We start from the raw sequence: 16,047 nt of genomic DNA, 5'->3' as shown, positions 1-16,047 counted from the left end.
GCGGCGGGGGCGGCCAGCGGGGCGCGGGGGCGGCATTGGTTAAACTCCGGGGATGACCGAGCCGCGCCGACCCCGCAAGAAGACCCGTGTGACATCGCTGGACATCGCGCACCGGGCCGGGGTCTCGCAGGCCACCGTCTCGCGCGTGCTGGCCGGCAGCCCGCTGGTGAACGCCGAGACCCGGCGCCGGGTGGAACAGGCGGTGCGCGAGCTGAACTACAAGGTGGATCGCCACGCCTCCAGCCTGCGCACCCAGCGCGCCGGCACCCTGGCGCTGCTGCTGTTCGAAGATCCGACGCCCGACGATTCCCACATCAACCCGTTCTTCCTGTCGATGCTGGGCTCGATCACCCGCGCCTGCGCGCGCCACGGGCACGACCTGCTGGTGTCGTTCCAGCAGCTCTCGGACGACTGGCACGCCGATTACGAGGACAGCATGAAGGCCGACGGGTTGATCCTGCTCGGCTACGGCGACTACCTGGCCTACGAGAGCAAGCTGGAAAAACTGGTGGAGCAGGGCACCCACTTCGTGCGCTGGGGCCAGGTGCAGCCCGGCCAGCCGGGGATCTCGATCGGTTGCGACAACCATGCCGGCGGCGCGTTGGCGGGCCGGCACCTCCTCGAACGCGGACATCGGCGGATCGCCTTCCTCGGCGATGCCTCCTCGCGGTTCCCGGAATTCTTCGCCCGCTACCAGGGCTGCGACGCGGCCCTGCGCGAGGCCGGGCTGGGCATGCTGCGCGAGTTGCAGGTGGATGCCGACAGCACCGAGGAAGCCGGCTATGCCGCCACGTGCAACCTGCTGGCGCGTGATAAACCGTTCGACGCGATCTTCGCGGCCAGCGACCTGATCGCGATCGGCGCGCTGCATGCGCTGAAAGAGGCCGGCTTGCGGGTGCCGCAGGACGTGGCGGTGGTCGGTTTCGACGGCACCCCGATGGCGCGCTTCGCGGACCCGCCGCTGACCACGGTGGTGCAGGACACCTCGCGCGCCGGCGAGCTGCTGGTGGAGACGCTGCTGCGGCAGGTGCGCGATCAGCCGGTGCGCAGCGTGATGCTGGCACCGACCCTCGAAGTCCGCGCCTCCAGCGGCGGCTGAACCTCAGCGCGCCCTGCGCGCGCCGGCCATCGCGGTTTGCAGCGCGGCCACCAGGTCCGGTTGCGTGGCCGGCGCATCCAGCAGGAACACCTGCACGCCGTGCGCCGGGACCTCGGCCTCCAGCGCCTCGCCGGCGGCGACATCGCGCGTGCTGCCGTCCAGCGCGGAGACCCAGTGGCCGGGCTGCAGCAGGCGGTCGATGCGGAAGCGCTCCGGCGCCTCGCCCTTGTTCAGCAGCACCAGCGCGATCTGGTGCTGGCCGGCGTGCTGGTACACGCGGTAGAACGCGGCGCGGGTGCCGGCCAGTTCGAGGTCCAGCTGCAGCCCGCGCTGCAGGGCCGGCGAGGCCTTGCGCACGTGGGCGATGCGGGTAAGCGCAGCAAAGATCGGGCTGGCCTGCGCGGCGCGGATGCCTTCCACCCCGAAGTAGTTGCGGTTGCCGCCGTGCTCCGGGCGCCCGCGCATGAAGCCCATCTCCGAGCCGTAATAGACCACCGGGATGCCGCGCGCGGTGAACAGCCAGTTGTGGGCGTCGATGAAGCCGGCGTCGCTGGCGTCCAGCCGCGGCATGTCGTGGTTGTCGTAGAAGATGGCCAGCTCGTAGGGATTGGCGTACGGCCCGCCGGTCAGGTGCAGCGCCGGGATAAGCCGTTCGAACCCGGCCTGCTGGCGGCCGAAGACCTCCTCCATCGCCTGCTTCATCGGGAAGTCCAGCACGCTGGTCTGGCCGTGGCCGGGCAGGGTGTGGTGGGCGATGGCGTTGGCGTCGTAGTTGAAGTCCTCGCCGAACATGAAGAAACCCGGGTGCCTGGCGCGGATGCGGCGGGTGAACTTCTGCCAGAAGCTGTCGGGCATCCACGCGATGGTGTCGATGCGGAAGGCGTCCGCGCCCTGTTCGATCCACTGCGCGTAGGCGCCGGCCAGGTAGTCGAGCACCTCAGGGTTGTTCTCGTTGAAGTCCGAAAGCTGGGCGAGATTGCCGTCGAAGATCGACCCCTGCGCGCCGTCCACCGGGCCGCGCGTGTTGTAGAAGCGGTGCAGCGGGTTGTGCGCCGGATCGAGCTTCTGCGGCGGCAGGTTCTGGTGGTCGGCGATGAGGCGTCCATTGCGGTCGTACACCTTGCCGAACTTGGGCTGGTCGAAGGCCATGCCCCAGGCCGGCGAGCCGTGGTTGGCCACGATGTCCAGCACCAGCTTCAGGTCCTTGGCATGCATCGCCGCGGCCAGGTCCTTGAAGTCCATGCCGGGGCTGGGCAGGTGTTCGTCCACCTTGTAGAAGTCCACGCCCCAGTAGCCGTGGTAGCCGGCCTTGCCGTGGTCGGCGAGGATGCCGCCGCAGGTCGGGGCCTGCCCGCCGGTGAAGTGCTGGTCGGGGTTGTCCACGATCGGGGTGATCCAGACCGCGGTGAAGCCCATGCCGCGGATGTAGTCCAGGTGCTCGGCCAGGCCCTTGAAGTCGCCGCCGAGGTAGCCGATGTTGCCGGACACCCCGTTGCACGGCGGCAGCGGGATGTCGAAGGTGCGGTACTTGCCGCCCTGGTCGCGGTGGTCGTTGCCGGGATCGCCATTGACGAAGCGGTCGGTCATCACGAAGTACACCGCCTCGCGCGCGAACGGCTCCAGCGTGCCGTAGTAATCCGCCGCCGGCGTCGCCTGTCCTTTCGCCTGTTCTTCCACCTGCACGTTCGGCTGCGCCGGCGGCGCGGGGCGGGCCGGGGTGCCGGCGCAGGCGGTGGTGGCAGCCAGCAGGGCGGCGGCGAGCAGGGTGCGGGTCGGGTGCATGGGCGGCCTCAGGCGCGGTGGGCGGACGGCTCGGGCACGCGCAGCACGCACAGCCCGGCCACGACCAGGCTGGCGCCGCCCAGCACCAGCATCTTCGCGGGGTCGTCCGCGAACAGGTGCTTGAGCAGGTAGCCCAGCGTGGCCACCGCCACCAGTTGGGGAATCACGATGAAGAAATTGAAGATGCCCATGTACACGCCCATCTTGGCGGCGGGCACGCTGTCGGACAGAAGCGCGTAGGGCAGCGACAGGATCGAGGCCCAGGCGATGCCCACCCCGACCATCGACAGCGCCAGCCAGTTCTCGTTGGGCAGGAACGGGATCGAGGCCAGTCCGATCCCGCCCAGCACCACGTTCACCAGGTGGCTGCCGCGCAGGCCGAAGCGGCGTGCCATCCACGGGATCGCGATCGCCGCCAGCGCGGCGAAGCCGTTGTACGCGGCGAACAGCACGCCCACCCAGTTGGCGCCGCTGTTGTAGGCGGCGGAGGCGGTGTCGGCGGTGCCGTAGTACACCCGGGTCACCGCCGCGGTGGTGTAGATCCACATCGCGAACAGCGCGAACCACGAGAAGAACTGCACCACCGCCAGCCGCCGCATCGCCAGCGGCATCGCGTAGATGTCGCCCATCACCTGGGCGAAGCCGTTGTCGCGGCCCACCACGGTGAGCGCCAGCAGCGCCACGCCGTAGGCGGCCAGCAGCGCGCCCAGCAGGTACAGCTCGCGCGGCAGCCCCTGCCAGGCCACGCCGGCCAGGCCCAGCGCGCCGATCGCCAGCCACAGCAGGCCGAAGCGGGTGGCGCGCGCGCGATCCAGCGGCGCGCGGTCCAGCGGCGGCGCCTGGTCGAACGCGTGCAGCTGCTCGGGTGGGTATTCGCGGGTGCGCAACACCGTCCACAGGATCGCCCCGACCAGTACCACCGCGCCGGCATAGAAGGCGTAGCGCACGGTGTCCGGCACCTGGCCGGGGCCGGCGGTGTTCGCCACCCCGGCTTTTTCCAGCAGCCACGGCAGCAGGCTGGCGACCACCGAGCCGATGCCGATGAAGAAGCTCTGCATCGCATAGCCCTGGGCGCGCTGCGACATCGGCAACTGATCGCCGACGAAGGCGCGGAAGGGTTCCATCGACACGTTGATCGAGGCATCCAGCACCCACAGCAGGCCGGCGGCCACCCACAGGGTCGGCGACGCCGGCATGAACACCAGCGCCAGCGAGGCGAGCAGGGCGCCGGCGAGGAAATAGGGGCGGCGGCGGCCGAGGCCGGTCCAGGTGCGGTCGGAGAGGTAGCCGATCACCGGCTGCACCAGCAGCCCCGTCAGCGGCGCGGCGATCCACAACCCCGGCAGCGCATCCATGTCCGCGCCCAGGGTCTGGAAGATACGGCTGACGTTGGCGTTCTGCAGCGCGAACCCGAACTGGATGCCGAGGAAGCCGAAGCACATGTTCCAGATCTGCCAGAACGAGAGCTGCGGTTTGTCCTTTGCGATCGCTGCGTGCATGGCGTCCCCGGTGGCGGTAGCGTCGTTGCCACCCGTGCGCGGCAGCCGCGTACATATAGCGCAGGCGCCGGGGTGGCAGGCCTGTAAACGTATTCACGCCGGCCGGGGGCCGCAAGCGCGCGGCCGAGGCGGCATAGTCCGGGACGACGACAGCGGGGACGCAGGGATGGCAGCAGGCAATTGGTGGCGCGGCGCGGTGATCTACCAGGTGTATCCGCGCAGCTACCTCGATAGCGATGGCGACGGCGTGGGCGATCTGCCCGGGCTGTTGGCGCGCCTGGACTACATCGCCAGCCTCGGCGTGGATGCGATCTGGATCTCGCCGTTCTTCACCTCGCCGATGGCCGACTTCGGCTACGACATCGCCGATTACCGCGACGTCGATCCGCTGTTCGGCACCCTGGCCGATTTCGACCGCGTGCTCGCCAAGGCCCACGCGCTGGGCCTGAAGGTGATGATCGACCAGGTCCTGAGCCACTGCTCCGACCGCCACGCCTGGTTCCAGGAAAGCCGCCAGAGCCGCGACAACCCGAAGGCCGACTGGTTCGTATGGGCCGATGCCAGACCGGATGGCAGCCCGCCGAACAATTGGCTGTCGATCTTCGGCGGCGTGGCCTGGCAGTGGGAACCGCGACGCGGCCAGTACTACCTGCACAACTTCCTGCCTTCGCAGCCGGACCTCAACTTCCACAACCCGCAGGTGCGCGCGGCGCAGCTGGACAACGTGAAGTTCTGGCTCGACCGTGGGGTGGACGGCCTGCGCCTGGACGCGATCAATTTCTGCTTCCACGACGCCCAGCTGCGCGACAACCCGCCCAAGCCGGTGGAACTGCGCACCGGGCGCGGCTTCAGCCCCGACAACCCGTACGCCTTCCAGTACCACTGGTACAACAACACCCAGCCGGAGAACCTCGGCTTCCTGCACGATCTACGCGCGCTGATGGACCGCTACCCGGACGTGGGTGCGTTGGGCGAGATTTCCTCCGAGGATTCGCTGGCGACCATGGCCGAGTACTGCGCGCCCGGCCGCCTGCACATGGGCTACAGCTTCGAGTTGCTGACCGAGGACGCCAGCCCGGCCTACATCCGGTCCACGGTGGAGGCGCTGGAAGCGAAGCTGGGCGCTGACTGGCCGTGCTGGGCGATCTCCAACCACGACGTGCAGCGCGCGGTGACGCGCTGGGGCAGCGGCGCGCCGGAAGCCGGCGACGACGCGCTGGCGCGGCAGCTGGTGGCGCTGGTGTGCTGTCTGCGCGGCAGCGTCTGCCTGTACCAGGGCGAGGAACTGGGCCTGCCGGAGGCCGAGGTGCCGTTCGAGGCGCTGCAGGACCCGTACGGCAAGACGTTCTGGCCGAACTTCAAGGGTCGCGACGGCTGCCGCACGCCGATGCCGTGGGACGCAAGCGCGGAGGCCGGCTTCACCAGCGGCACGCCGTGGCTGCCGATCCCCGAGGCCCACCGCGCGCGCAGCGTGGCCGCGCAGGAGCAGGACCCGCGCTCGGTGCTGCACGCCACCCGCGCCTTCCTGCGCTGGCGCCGCGGGCAGCCGGCGCTGGTGGAAGGCGGCATCCGCTTCCTCGATGCGCCGCCGCCGCTGCTGGCGTTCGTGCGCGAGCACGCCGGCCAGCGCCTGCTGGCGGTGTTCAACCTGTCGCCCGCGCCGGTGGCGTGGCCGGCGTTCGCCGCCGGCGCGCTGCTTGCGGTTCCCGGCCCGGAGGCGGGCCACTTGCAGGACGGCACCCTGCACCTGCCGCCGCGCGGCGCTGCGTTCGCCATGTTGGAGTGATGCCGATGGCCGCCCATCCCTGCCATCGCCGTGGCGATGGAAATCCGCGACCCTCCCTGCGTGGATGCCTGCAGCGGCGCGGTGCGTCCAAGGCTTGCGTGGGCTGGCTGCTGGCGGCGTTGCTGCTGTCGCCGCTGGCGCAGGCCGAGACCGTGGCCCGCGTGGCCTCGCCCGACGGCCGCATCGAGGTGCAGCTGGACCTCAATGGCGAGGGCCGGCTGGCCTACCGCGTGCTGCGCGACGGCAAGCCGGTGATCAACGATTCGCGGCTGGGCTTCATCTTCCGCAATGGCCGCCAGCTGCTGCGCAACCTGCGCCTGGACGGACAGGCCAACACCCGCGCGGACACCACCTGGGAGCAGCCCTGGGGCGAGCGCCGCTACGTGCGCGACCACCACAACGAGCTGCGCGCGCATTTCGTCGAGAAGGACGGCGACCACCGCCGCTTCGACGTGGTGTTCCGGGTGTTCGACGATGGCGTCGGCTTCCGCTATGAGGTGCCGCGCCAGCCCGCGCTGGAGCAGGCGCAGATCGTGCAGGAGCTGACCGAGTTCGCGATCGCGCGCCCGGCCACGGCGTGGTGGATTCCGGCGCTGGAATGGAACCGCGCCGAGTATCTCTACCGCAGGACCTCGCTGGCCGAGGTGGGCCTGGCGCAGACCCCGCTGACCCTGCGCACCGATGACGGCCTGCACCTGAGCATCCACGAGGCCGCGCTGGTGGACTATGCCGGCATGAACCTGGCCCGCGGCGGCGATGGTCAGCTGCGCGTGATGCTGACTCCAGGCAGCCCGGCGCCGGTGGTGCGCGCAACGCCATTCGCCACGCCCTGGCGCACCATCACTATCAGCGAGCGCGCCGGCGGGCTGGTGGAATCCAACCTGACCCTCAACCTCAACGAGCCGAACAAGCTCGGGGAGGTCAGCTGGTTCAAGCCCTCGAAATATGTCGGCGTGTGGTGGTCGCTGCACCTGAACCAGCAGAGCTGGGCGACCGGCCAGGAGCACGGCGCGACCACCGAAAACACCCGCCGCATGATCGACTTCGCCGCCGCCAACGGCTTTCGCGGCGTGCTGGTAGAAGGCTGGAACCTGGGCTGGGATGGCGACTGGTTCGCCAACGGCTGGAACTTCGACTTCCGCAAGCCCACGCCCGATTACGACCTCACGGGCCTGGCCGCGTATGCCGCAGCGCGCGGCGTGCACCTGATCGGGCACCACGAGACCGCCTGCGCGGTGAGCCACTACGAGCGCCAGATGGACAGCGCGTTCACCCTGTTCCGGCAGTTGGGGGTCGAGGTGGTGAAGACCGGCTATGTCTGCGATGCCGGCCAGATCGAGCGCCAGGACACGCCAGGCGGCCCCATCCTGCGCGAATGGCACGAAGGGCAGTGGATGAGCAACCACCACCTGCGGGTGGTGCGTGATGCCGCCCGCCACCACGTGGCCATCGACGCGCACGAGCCGATCAAGGACACCGGCCTGCGCCGCACCTATCCGAACTGGGTCGCGCGCGAGGGCGCGCGCGGCATGGAATACAACGCCTGGGGCCACCCGCCGAACCCGCCCGAGCACGAGGTGACCCTGGTGTTCACCCGCCTGCTGGCCGGGCCGATGGACTACACCCCCGGCATCGTCAGTCTGACCGGCCGCGACGGCCAGGAGATCCAGAGCACGCTGGCGCGCCAGCTGGCGCTGTACGTCGGCATCTACAGCCCGATCCAGATGGTGGCCGACCTGCCCGAGCACTACGCCGAGCACCCGCAGGCGTTCCAGTTCATCAAGGACGTGGCGGTGGACTGGGACGAGAGCCGGGTGCTGGCCGGCGAGGTGGGCGAGTACGTCGCCATCGCGCGCAAGCAGCGCGGCGCGCCGCTGTGGTTCGTGGGCGCGATGAACGACCGCCACCCGCGCACGCTGGCGCTGGCGTTGGAGTTCCTCGATCCCGGCAAGCGCTACCGCGCGGAGATCTACCGCGACGGCGAGGGCGCGGACTGGCGGGGACCGGCGCGCTTCCGCTTCGTGCGCGAGGAAAAGACGGTCGCCCGCGGCGACGTGCTCTCGCTGTGGCTGGCCGCTGGCGGTGGCGCGGCGATCCGGCTGGTGCCGCTGGACGGCTGACCCGTCGCGCGCCGCCTGCGCCGGCATCGGGCCGGCCCCTGTCGCGGCGCCCCGGAAATGCGCCCGGTTCGCATTCATGGCTCCCGCCGTGCCGGGAGAAATCCCGCGTGAGCAAGGGGTTGCGTGATTTGCGTTGCAGCCGGCCATGAATACGTATGCAGGCGCTTTCGTTTGCGCGGGCGCTGCCACACCATCGCAGCGTTCATGCATTCACGCGTGATACAGGCATGAAACCGCGGGCGGCGCAGATCGCCCGGACCTCACAAAACCATTCCTGGAGGGGACCATGGTGCAGTTGAAGCGGAATCTGTTGAGCGTGGCGCTGGCTTCGGCCGCGCTGATGTTGGCGGTGCAGGCACAGGCGCAGGAGGCGGCGACCAAGCAGGACGCGCCGGCCAAGGCGAAGAAGGAAAAGGACGACGCCAAGAACCTGGATGCGGTGGTGGTGACCGGCATCCGCGGCGGCATCGAGCGCGCCATCGACATCAAGAAGGACGCCACCTCGATCGTCGAGGCGGTGTCGGCGGAGGACATCGGCAAGCTGCCCGACGTCAGCATCGCCGAATCCATCGCCCGCCTGCCGGGCCTGGCCGCGCAGCGCGTGGCCGGCCGCGCGCAGGTGATCAGCGTGCGCGGCCTGTCGCCCGACTTCGCCACCACGCTGCTGAACGGCCGCGAGATGGTCAGCACCGGCGACAACCGCAGCGTCGAGTTCGACCAGTACCCGTCCGAGCTGATGGCCGGCGTCACCGTGTACAAGACCCCGGATGCCTCGCTGGTGGGGCAGGGCCTGTCGGGCACCATCGACATGCGCACCGTGCGCCCGCTGGACTATGACAAGCCGGTGGCCGCCATCAGCGGCCGCTGGCAGCGCAATTCGCTCGGCTCGGCCGCCAACCAGGGCGCCACCGGCAACCGCTTCAACGCCAGTTACATCGGCCAGTCCGCCGACCGCACCTTCGGCTTCGTGATCGGCTATTCGCATTCCGACACGCCGATCCAGGAGAACCAGGTCGGCCTTTACGAGCCGTGGCAGGCGATCGGCGACAACTGGCGCCCGGGCGTGCCCGCCGGCACCTACTACTCCGATGGCATCAAGGCGCTGCGCCGCACCGGCTACACCAAGCGCGATGGCGTGATGGCGACCCTGGAGTTCCGTCCGTCCGACGCCTGGACCAGCACCCTCGACGTGTTCCACTCGCAGTCGCACCAGGAGAACACCGCCAACCAGTTCGAGGTGCACATCGGTGACTACAACGGCGGCTATGGCCGCCTGAACGTGGTCAACGCGCAGATCAACAGCAACGGCACCTTCACCGGCGGCACCGCGCAGAACGTCTATCCGCTGGTGCGTGGCATGTACAACGACCGCAAGGACAAGATCGATGCGGCCGGTTGGCGCAACGAGTTCTTCTTCGGCAACGGCATCAAGCTGACCGCCGATGCCAGCTGGTCGCGCGCCAAGCGCGACGAGCTGAACCTGGAGAACAACACCCAGCTGCTGCCGGCGCCGCAGCTGGATTCGGTGCAGCTGGCCTTCACCTCGGACGGCTTCTCGCAGCTGCATCCGGGGCGTGATTACTCCAACCCGGCCAATCTCTACCTGGCCAACACCATCTACGGCTCCGGCTACGGCAAGGTGCCGAAGGTGCTGGACGAGCTCAAGAGCGGCCGCCTGGTGGCCTCGCTGCCGGCCCCGCGCGCGATGGAGACCGTGTTCTCCGGGATCGACGTGGGCGTGAACTACGCCGACCGCAGCAAGGACAAGACCCAGCCCGAGGGCAGCATTCTGCTCGGGGCCCAGGGCGTCACCCCGATTGCCTCCGACCTGCAGTACGGGCTGGTGGACCTGGGCTTCGCCGGGGTCGGCTTGATCCCGTCGTGGAACGTGCCGGGCGCCGTGGCCCGCTACATGACCTTCAATCCCAGCGATTCCTCGGCGCCGTACCTGATCCCGAAGGCCTGGACCGTGCTGGAGAAGATCAGCACGGCCTTCGTGCAGGGCAACATCGACACCATGTGGGGCTCGGTGCCGGTACGCGGCAACGTCGGCGTGCAGATCCAGCACACCGACCAGTCCTCGCGTTCGCGCGTGTGGGACAGCTCGCAGCCCGCGGGCCAGGAAATCCGTCCCTATCAGAACGGCAAGACCTACACCGACGTGCTGCCCAGCCTGAATCTGGCGTTCTCGCTGGCGGACGACCAGACCCTGCGCGTGGCCCTGGCCCGCCAGGTGGCGCGTGCGCGTGTGGACCAGCTGCGCGCCTCGGTGGAGTTCGGCGTGGATACCGCCACCGGCAAGCCCGGCGCCGGCGGTGGCAACCCGCTGCTGGATCCGTGGCGCGCCAACGCGTTCGACATCTCGTGGGAGAAGTACTTCGGCAACAAGGCCTACATCGCCGCCGCCTACTTCTACAAGCAGCTGACCAGCTACATCTATACCCAGACCCGCGATGGCTATGACTTCACCTCCCTGCTGCAGGGCTGGGTGCCGCCGCCGGGGATGACCGTGCCGGTGCAGACCACCGGCACCATGTCGGCGCCGTTCAACGGCAAGGGTGGCAAGCTGCAGGGCATCGAGCTGACGGCGTCGATGCCGCTCGACATGGTGTTCGGCGACAGCCTGCGCGGGTTCGGCGTGATCGCCAGCGCCAGCTTCACCGACAGCAGCATCAAGATCCTCGATCCGGAGAGCAGCAGCAGCGTCGGCAGCGGCCCGATCAGCCTGCCGGGCCTGTCCAAGCAGGTCTACAACCTGACCGCCTACTACGAGCGCAACGGCTTCGAGTTCCGCATCAACAACCGCCGCCGTTCGGACTTCATCGGCGAGATCGGCAACTTCGACGGCAACCGCACGCTGCGCTACGTGGTCGGCGAGAACATCACCGATGCGCAGGTCAGCTACACCTTCGGCGAGGGCAGCCGCTTCAACGGGCTGAGCCTGCTGCTGCAGGCCAACAACCTGGGCGATGCGGCCTACCGCACCTACGCCGGCAGCAAGGACCGTCCGCTGGAATACATCAAGTGGGGCCGCACCCTGCTGCTGGGGGCCAGCTACAAGTTCTGATCGCACTCTGGCGTCCCTGGGGCACGCCACCCCCGTCGGTCAACACCGGCGGGGGTTGTTTTTATCCGGTGATCGCCAAAAAGCACGAGGCCCGCAAAGCGGGCCTCGTGGGGTCATGCAGCGACAACCGGCCTGGTCAGTTCTTCTTGGCCTGGTCGGCCGCGGCCTTGGCCTTGTCCGCCATCTTCTGGGCGGCGTCCGCAGTGGCCTGCGCGGCATCCGCGGTGGCGTCGGCGGCCTTGGCGGCAGCCTCGTCGGCGGCGGCCTTGGTGGAGTCGGCTGCATCGTGCATGGCATTGCTGGCCTCGCCGGCAGCCTCGCCAGTGGCCGCGGCGGTGGCATCCATCGCCTTGTCGGCAGCTTTCGCAGTGGCATCGGCGGCGGCCTTGGTGGCGTCGGCCGCATCGTGCATCGCCGCGTTGGCATCGGCGGCTGCATCCTGCGCAGCCGGGGTGTCGTTCTTGCAGGCGGTCAGTGCCAGCGTGGCAGCCACCAGGGCGACATACAGCTTCGTGGTCATCTCATGGACTCCTGAGTGTGTGAAGTTGCACTGCGGCGGGCTGGCTGCAGGCAGCAGCCGCGAGCCGGTGGCCGCGAAAGCGGCAGCTTGAATGTACGCGGCGCGATGTGAAAAAAAGGTTGCGGGAAATGGAGCGGCTCAGTGCCGCCGACGCTTGCCCGCCGGCACCGGAACCGCTTCCACCGATACGCTGAAACTGCGCGCCTCGCCGGGGAAGACCGCGCCCACGCCGGCCACGTGGCGGCCGACTTCCTCGCCGCGTTCGTTGCGGATCACCACCACCATCGTGTATTCGAAACTGCCGTGGTCGTCGCCGCGCAAGGTGCCTTCCACGTGCAGCGGCACGAAGCGCTGCGCCGCATCGGTGGCGGCGGCATCGAACCGCAGGTGGCCGCGGCAGGCCGGGCAGACCGCCGAGCTTTCCAGGATGGTGGCCTTGCAGTGCGGGCAGGCGCGGGTGGCGCCTGCCTCGCCCGGGCGGACGGCGCTCATGCGGCGGCGCCGGGCTCCGGTTTCGCGGCCTTGGCGTCCTTCTCCCAGCCGCATTCGACGTGGCCGCGGATGCGGCTGCCGGCGGCGACGGTGAGCGAGCCGGCCTTGAGGTCGCCGTTGAGTGCGCCGCTGGCCAGCAGCTCCACGTGTTGGGCCGAGGTGATGTTGCCGTCCAGCTCGCCCGCCAGGGTCACCTTGCCGGCGGTGACGCTACCGGACACCTTGGCGCCCTGGTCGATCGCCAGGTTGCCTTGCACCTTGACGTCGCCCTTGAACTTGCCGGCGATGCGGACGTGGCCGGCGCCTTCGATCTTGCCTTCGATCGACAAATCGGCGGCGATCACCGATTCGCGCGCGGGCGTTTCCACCGCGCGCATCGGCGCGGCCTGCGCGGCGGCCAGATCGGGCAGGTGGGTCGGCGGATCGAAGCGGGCGGGTTCGGGCTTGGACGCCGGAGCGGGATCTTTCCAGATGGCCATGGGCAGGCTCTCCACGGGAGGAAATGCCGAGGCTATCACTCCGAGGCGACGGTTTGCGGCATGAATGGGCGCGGCGCGTCAGCACAGCGCGTGAATGCGATGCGCATCACATGCGGAACACGCCGAACCGGGTGCGGTCCTCGATTGGTGCATTGAGCGCCGCCGACAGGCCCAGTCCCAGCACGCGGCGGGTGTCGGCCGGGTCGATGATGCCGTCGTCCCACAGCCGCGCGGTGGCGTAGTAGGGGTTGCCCTGGTCCTCGTACTGCTGGCGGATCGGTGCCTTGAACGCCTCCTCCTCCTCGGGCGTCCACACCCCGCCGCGTGCTTCGATGCCGTCGCGTTTCACGGTGGCCAGCACGCTGGCGGCCTGCTCGCCGCCCATCACGCTGATGCGCGCGTTCGGCCACATCCACAGGAAACGGGCGCCGTAGGCGCGGCCGCACATCGCGTAGTTGCCGGCGCCGAAGCTGCCGCCGATCACCACGGTGAACTTGGGCACGTGGCTGCAGGCCACTGCGGTCACCATCTTGGCGCCGTCCTTCGCTATGCCGGCCTGCTCGTACTTCTTGCCGACCATGAAGCCGGTGATGTTCTGCAGGAACACCAGCGGGATGCCGCGCTGGTTGCACAGCTCGATGAAATGCGCGCCCTTGAGCGCGCTTTCCGGGAACAGGATGCCGTTGTTGGCGACGATGCCGACCGGATAGCCGTGCAGGTGGGCGAAGCCGGTCACCAGGGTCTTGCCGTAGCGCGCCTTGAACTCTTGCAGCTCGCTGCCATCGACGATGCGCGCGATCACCTCGCGGATGTCGAACGGCCGGCGCGCGTCCTTGGGCACGATCCCGTACAGCTCCTCGGCCGGATACAGCGGCTCGCGCGCCGGCTGGGTCGCCACCGGCACGGTCTTTTTGCGGTTGAGCGCACCGACGATGCTGCGCGCGATCTGCAGCGCATGGCGGTCGTCCTCGGCGAAATGGTCGGCGACCCCTGAAATGCTGGTGTGCACCTCGGCGCCGCCCAGGGTCTCGGCGTCCACCACCTCGCCGGTGGCGGCCTTCACCAGCGGCGGGCCGCCGAGGAAGATGGTGCCCTGTTCCTTGACGATCACCGATTCGTCGCACATCGCCGGCACGTAGGCGCCGCCGGCGGTGCAGCTGCCCATCACCACCGCGATCTGCGGGATGTTCTCCGCGCTCATCCGCGCCTGGTTGTAGAAGATCCGCCCGAAGTGTTCCTTGTCCGGGAACACCTCGTCCTGCAGCGGCAGGAAGGCGCCGCCGGAATCCACCAGATAGATGCAGGGCAGGCGGTTCTCGCGCGCGATCTCCTGTGCGCGCAGGTGCTTCTTGACCGTCATCGGGAAGTAGGTGCCGCCCTTCACGGTGGCGTCGTTGGCGACGATCACCACTTCCTGGCCCATCACCCGGCCGATGCCGCAGACCATGCCGGCGGCCGGCGCGGCGTCCTCGTACATGCCCTCGGCAGCCAGCGGCGCGATCTCCAGGAACGGCGCGCCGGGGTCGAGCAGGGCGTCGATGCGCTCGCGCGGGAGCAGCTTGCCGCGCTCGGTGTGCTTGGCCCGCGCCTTCTCGCCGCCGCCGTCGGCCGCGCGCGCCAGCCGGCGCTCGAGTTCGGCCACCAGTGCGCGGTGGAAGGCGGCGTTGTCCTGGAAGTCCTGCGAGCGGGGGTCGATTTGCGAGGTCAGCGCGGGCATGGGGCGTGCGGGTGGCGGGAAAGCGACAAGGATACCGCCTGCGTCGGGGCAGCCCGCGCCGGGCCCGTGCCGGGTCTGCGACAATGGCAGGCCATCCGCAGGACAGCGCTTGCCTTGGCCCGCCTCGACCCATCCCCCAAGACCCTCTCCATCCTCGACCTCAGCCACGACGGCCGCGGCGTGGCGCGCTGGCCGGACGGCCATGCGCAGGCCGGCAAGACCGTGTTCGTGTCCGGTGCGCTGCCGGGCGAGACGGTGAGCGTGCAGCAGACCGCGCGCTCGCGCCATTTCGACGAGGCGCGCACGCTGGAGGTGCTGCAGCCTTCCGCCGACCGGGTGCCGCCGCGCTGCCCGCACTTCGGCACCTGCGGCGGCTGCGTGCTGCAGCACCTGGCCGAGGACCGCCAGATCGCCTACAAGCAGCAGGTGCTGCTGGACAACCTGCAGCGGATCGGCCACGTGGCGCCGGCCGCCGTGCTGCCGCCGTTGCGCGCCGGGGCCTGGGGCTATCGCCGCAAGGGGCGGTTCTCGGTGCGCCGGGTGGAGAAGAAGGACAAGACCCTGGTCGGCTTCCGCGAGCAGGACCCGCGCTTCGTGGCCGATCTGTCCGAATGCCATGTCGTGGTGCCGCAGCTGGGCTTCAAACTGCAGGCGCTGGGCGCGCTGGTGGACGGGCTGGATGCGCGCCGTGACATCCCGCAGATCGAGTTCATCGCCGGCGATGCCGCCACCGCGCTGGTGTTCCGCCACCTGCAGCCGCTGTCCGCGGCCGACCGCGAGCGTCTGGCCGGGTTCGGGCAGGAACATGGGTTCGTGATCTACCTGCAACCGGGCGGGGTGGATTCGGTGCATCCGCTGGGTGCGGATGCCGACCTTGCGTTCCGCCTGCCGCAGTGGGACGTCACCCTGCAGTTCCGCCCGCTGGACTTCATCCAGGTCAATGCGCGTCTGAACGAGGCGATGATCGCGCGTGCGCTGGAGCTGCTGGAGGTGCAGCCCGGCGAGCGCGTGCTGGACCTGTTCTGCGGGCTGGGCAACTTCACCCTGCCGCTGGCGCGGATGGCCGGCGACGGCGCGGTGGTCGGGGTCGAGGGCGATGCCGGGCTGGTGGCGCGCGCGCGCGCCAACGCCGCGCGCAACGGCCTGCACACGTTGCAATTCTTCGTCGCCGACCTGGCCCAGGACCTCGTCGGCCAGCCGTGGCTGAAGGCCGGCTTCGACAAGCTGCTGCTGGACCCGGCGCGCGCCGGCGCGATCGAGGTGCTGCGCCAGCTGCCGCTGAAGGGCCTCAAGCGCATCGTGTATGTCAGCTGCCATCCGGGCTCGCTGGCGCGCGATGCCGGCTACCTGGTCAACGAGGCCGGCTGGAGCCTGCGCGCGGCCGGGGTGATGGATATGTTCCCGCACACCGCGCATGTCGAGTCGATCGCGGTGTTCGACCCGCCGCGCCGCGATTGAATGTGGATGTAACACCCCTGCAGCGCAT

General features: G+C 69.5%; 11 protein-coding genes. 5 read left to right on the top strand and 6 right to left on the bottom strand.

Going from position 1 to position 16,047, the window contains the following annotated elements:
- Positions 1-52: 52 nt before the first annotated feature.
- A complete protein-coding gene (locus tag EDC34_RS01030) occupies positions 53-1,099 on the top strand; it encodes a LacI family DNA-binding transcriptional regulator (RefSeq protein WP_114958992.1) in 1,047 nt (348 codons plus the stop codon).
- A gap of 3 nt (positions 1,100-1,102) precedes the next feature.
- Here EDC34_RS01030 and EDC34_RS01025 read toward each other — a convergent pair whose 3' ends face one another.
- On the bottom strand, positions 1,103-2,881 hold the full coding sequence (locus EDC34_RS01025; protein ID WP_114958991.1) for an alpha-amylase family glycosyl hydrolase: 1,779 nt from the start codon (positions 2,879-2,881) through the stop codon (positions 1,103-1,105).
- An 8-nt stretch (positions 2,882-2,889) separates the two neighbouring features.
- Entirely contained in the window at positions 2,890-4,380 is a 1,491-nt protein-coding gene (locus tag EDC34_RS01020; RefSeq protein WP_114958990.1) for an MFS transporter, read from the bottom strand.
- 166 nt (positions 4,381-4,546) lie between these two features.
- Between EDC34_RS01020 and EDC34_RS01015 the strand changes: the two genes are divergently transcribed.
- From EDC34_RS01015 to EDC34_RS01005, 3 genes are all read left to right on the top strand, one after another.
- Complete coding sequence (locus EDC34_RS01015; RefSeq protein WP_114958989.1) at positions 4,547-6,166, top strand: alpha-glucosidase family protein; 1,620 nt, start codon at positions 4,547-4,549, stop codon at positions 6,164-6,166.
- Between the two features lie 98 nt (positions 6,167-6,264).
- On the top strand, positions 6,265-8,286 hold the full coding sequence (locus EDC34_RS01010) for a glycoside hydrolase family 97 protein (protein ID WP_425477425.1): 2,022 nt from the start codon (positions 6,265-6,267) through the stop codon (positions 8,284-8,286).
- Positions 8,287-8,572: 286 nt separating this feature from the next.
- A complete protein-coding gene (locus EDC34_RS01005; RefSeq protein ID WP_114958987.1) occupies positions 8,573-11,353 on the top strand; it encodes a TonB-dependent receptor in 2,781 nt (926 codons plus the stop codon).
- 136 nt (positions 11,354-11,489) lie between these two features.
- Here the strand turns inward: EDC34_RS01005 and EDC34_RS01000 are convergent, their stop codons facing one another.
- The 4 genes from EDC34_RS01000 to EDC34_RS00985 all read right to left on the bottom strand — a co-directional run bounded on the left by EDC34_RS01000 (position 11,490) and on the right by EDC34_RS00985 (position 14,561).
- Positions 11,490-11,873, bottom strand: coding sequence for a hypothetical protein (locus EDC34_RS01000; protein WP_114958986.1), 384 nt, complete (start codon positions 11,871-11,873; stop codon positions 11,490-11,492).
- A 138-nt stretch (positions 11,874-12,011) separates the two neighbouring features.
- A complete protein-coding gene (locus EDC34_RS00995) occupies positions 12,012-12,365 on the bottom strand; it encodes a hypothetical protein (protein WP_114958985.1) in 354 nt (117 codons plus the stop codon).
- Positions 12,362-12,844, bottom strand: a complete 483-nt coding sequence (locus tag EDC34_RS00990) for a bactofilin family protein (protein ID WP_114958984.1) — start codon at positions 12,842-12,844, stop codon at positions 12,362-12,364. Before EDC34_RS00990 ends, EDC34_RS00995 begins: the two co-directional genes overlap by 4 nt.
- A gap of 106 nt (positions 12,845-12,950) precedes the next feature.
- On the bottom strand, positions 12,951-14,561 hold the full coding sequence (locus tag EDC34_RS00985) for a carboxyl transferase domain-containing protein (protein ID WP_114958983.1): 1,611 nt from the start codon (positions 14,559-14,561) through the stop codon (positions 12,951-12,953).
- 114 nt (positions 14,562-14,675) lie between these two features.
- Here EDC34_RS00985 and rlmD point away from each other — a divergent pair, with 114 nt between their 5' ends.
- Positions 14,676-16,019: a 23S rRNA (uracil(1939)-C(5))-methyltransferase RlmD gene (gene rlmD, locus EDC34_RS00980; protein ID WP_114958982.1), complete on the top strand. Its 1,344-nt coding sequence runs from the start codon at positions 14,676-14,678 to the stop codon at positions 16,017-16,019.
- Positions 16,020-16,047 lie beyond the last annotated feature (28 nt).

The organism is Thermomonas haemolytica, assembly GCF_004346265.1.
Taxonomy (GTDB): domain Bacteria; phylum Pseudomonadota; class Gammaproteobacteria; order Xanthomonadales; family Xanthomonadaceae; genus Thermomonas; species Thermomonas haemolytica.
This window is presented reverse-complemented; position numbering and strand designations above follow the sequence as displayed.

Excerpts from the sequence above, each read along its gene's own strand:
- EDC34_RS01005 (WP_114958987.1), top strand. The coding sequence starts at position 8,573 with ATGGTGCAGTTGAAGCGGAATCTGTTGAGCGTGGCGCTGGCTTCGGCC.
- EDC34_RS00985 (WP_114958983.1), bottom strand. The coding sequence starts at position 14,561 with ATGCCCGCGCTGACCTCGCAAATCGACCCCCGCTCGCAGGACTTCCAG.
- EDC34_RS00990 (WP_114958984.1), bottom strand. The coding sequence starts at position 12,844 with ATGGCCATCTGGAAAGATCCCGCTCCGGCGTCCAAGCCCGAACCCGCC.
- EDC34_RS00995 (WP_114958985.1), bottom strand. The coding sequence starts at position 12,365 with ATGAGCGCCGTCCGCCCGGGCGAGGCAGGCGCCACCCGCGCCTGCCCG.
- EDC34_RS01025 (WP_114958991.1), bottom strand. The coding sequence starts at position 2,881 with ATGCACCCGACCCGCACCCTGCTCGCCGCCGCCCTGCTGGCTGCCACC.
- EDC34_RS01020 (WP_114958990.1), bottom strand. The coding sequence starts at position 4,380 with ATGCACGCAGCGATCGCAAAGGACAAACCGCAGCTCTCGTTCTGGCAG.
- EDC34_RS01030 (WP_114958992.1), top strand. The coding sequence starts at position 53 with ATGACCGAGCCGCGCCGACCCCGCAAGAAGACCCGTGTGACATCGCTG.
- EDC34_RS01000 (WP_114958986.1), bottom strand. The coding sequence starts at position 11,873 with ATGACCACGAAGCTGTATGTCGCCCTGGTGGCTGCCACGCTGGCACTG.
- EDC34_RS01015 (WP_114958989.1), top strand. The coding sequence starts at position 4,547 with ATGGCAGCAGGCAATTGGTGGCGCGGCGCGGTGATCTACCAGGTGTAT.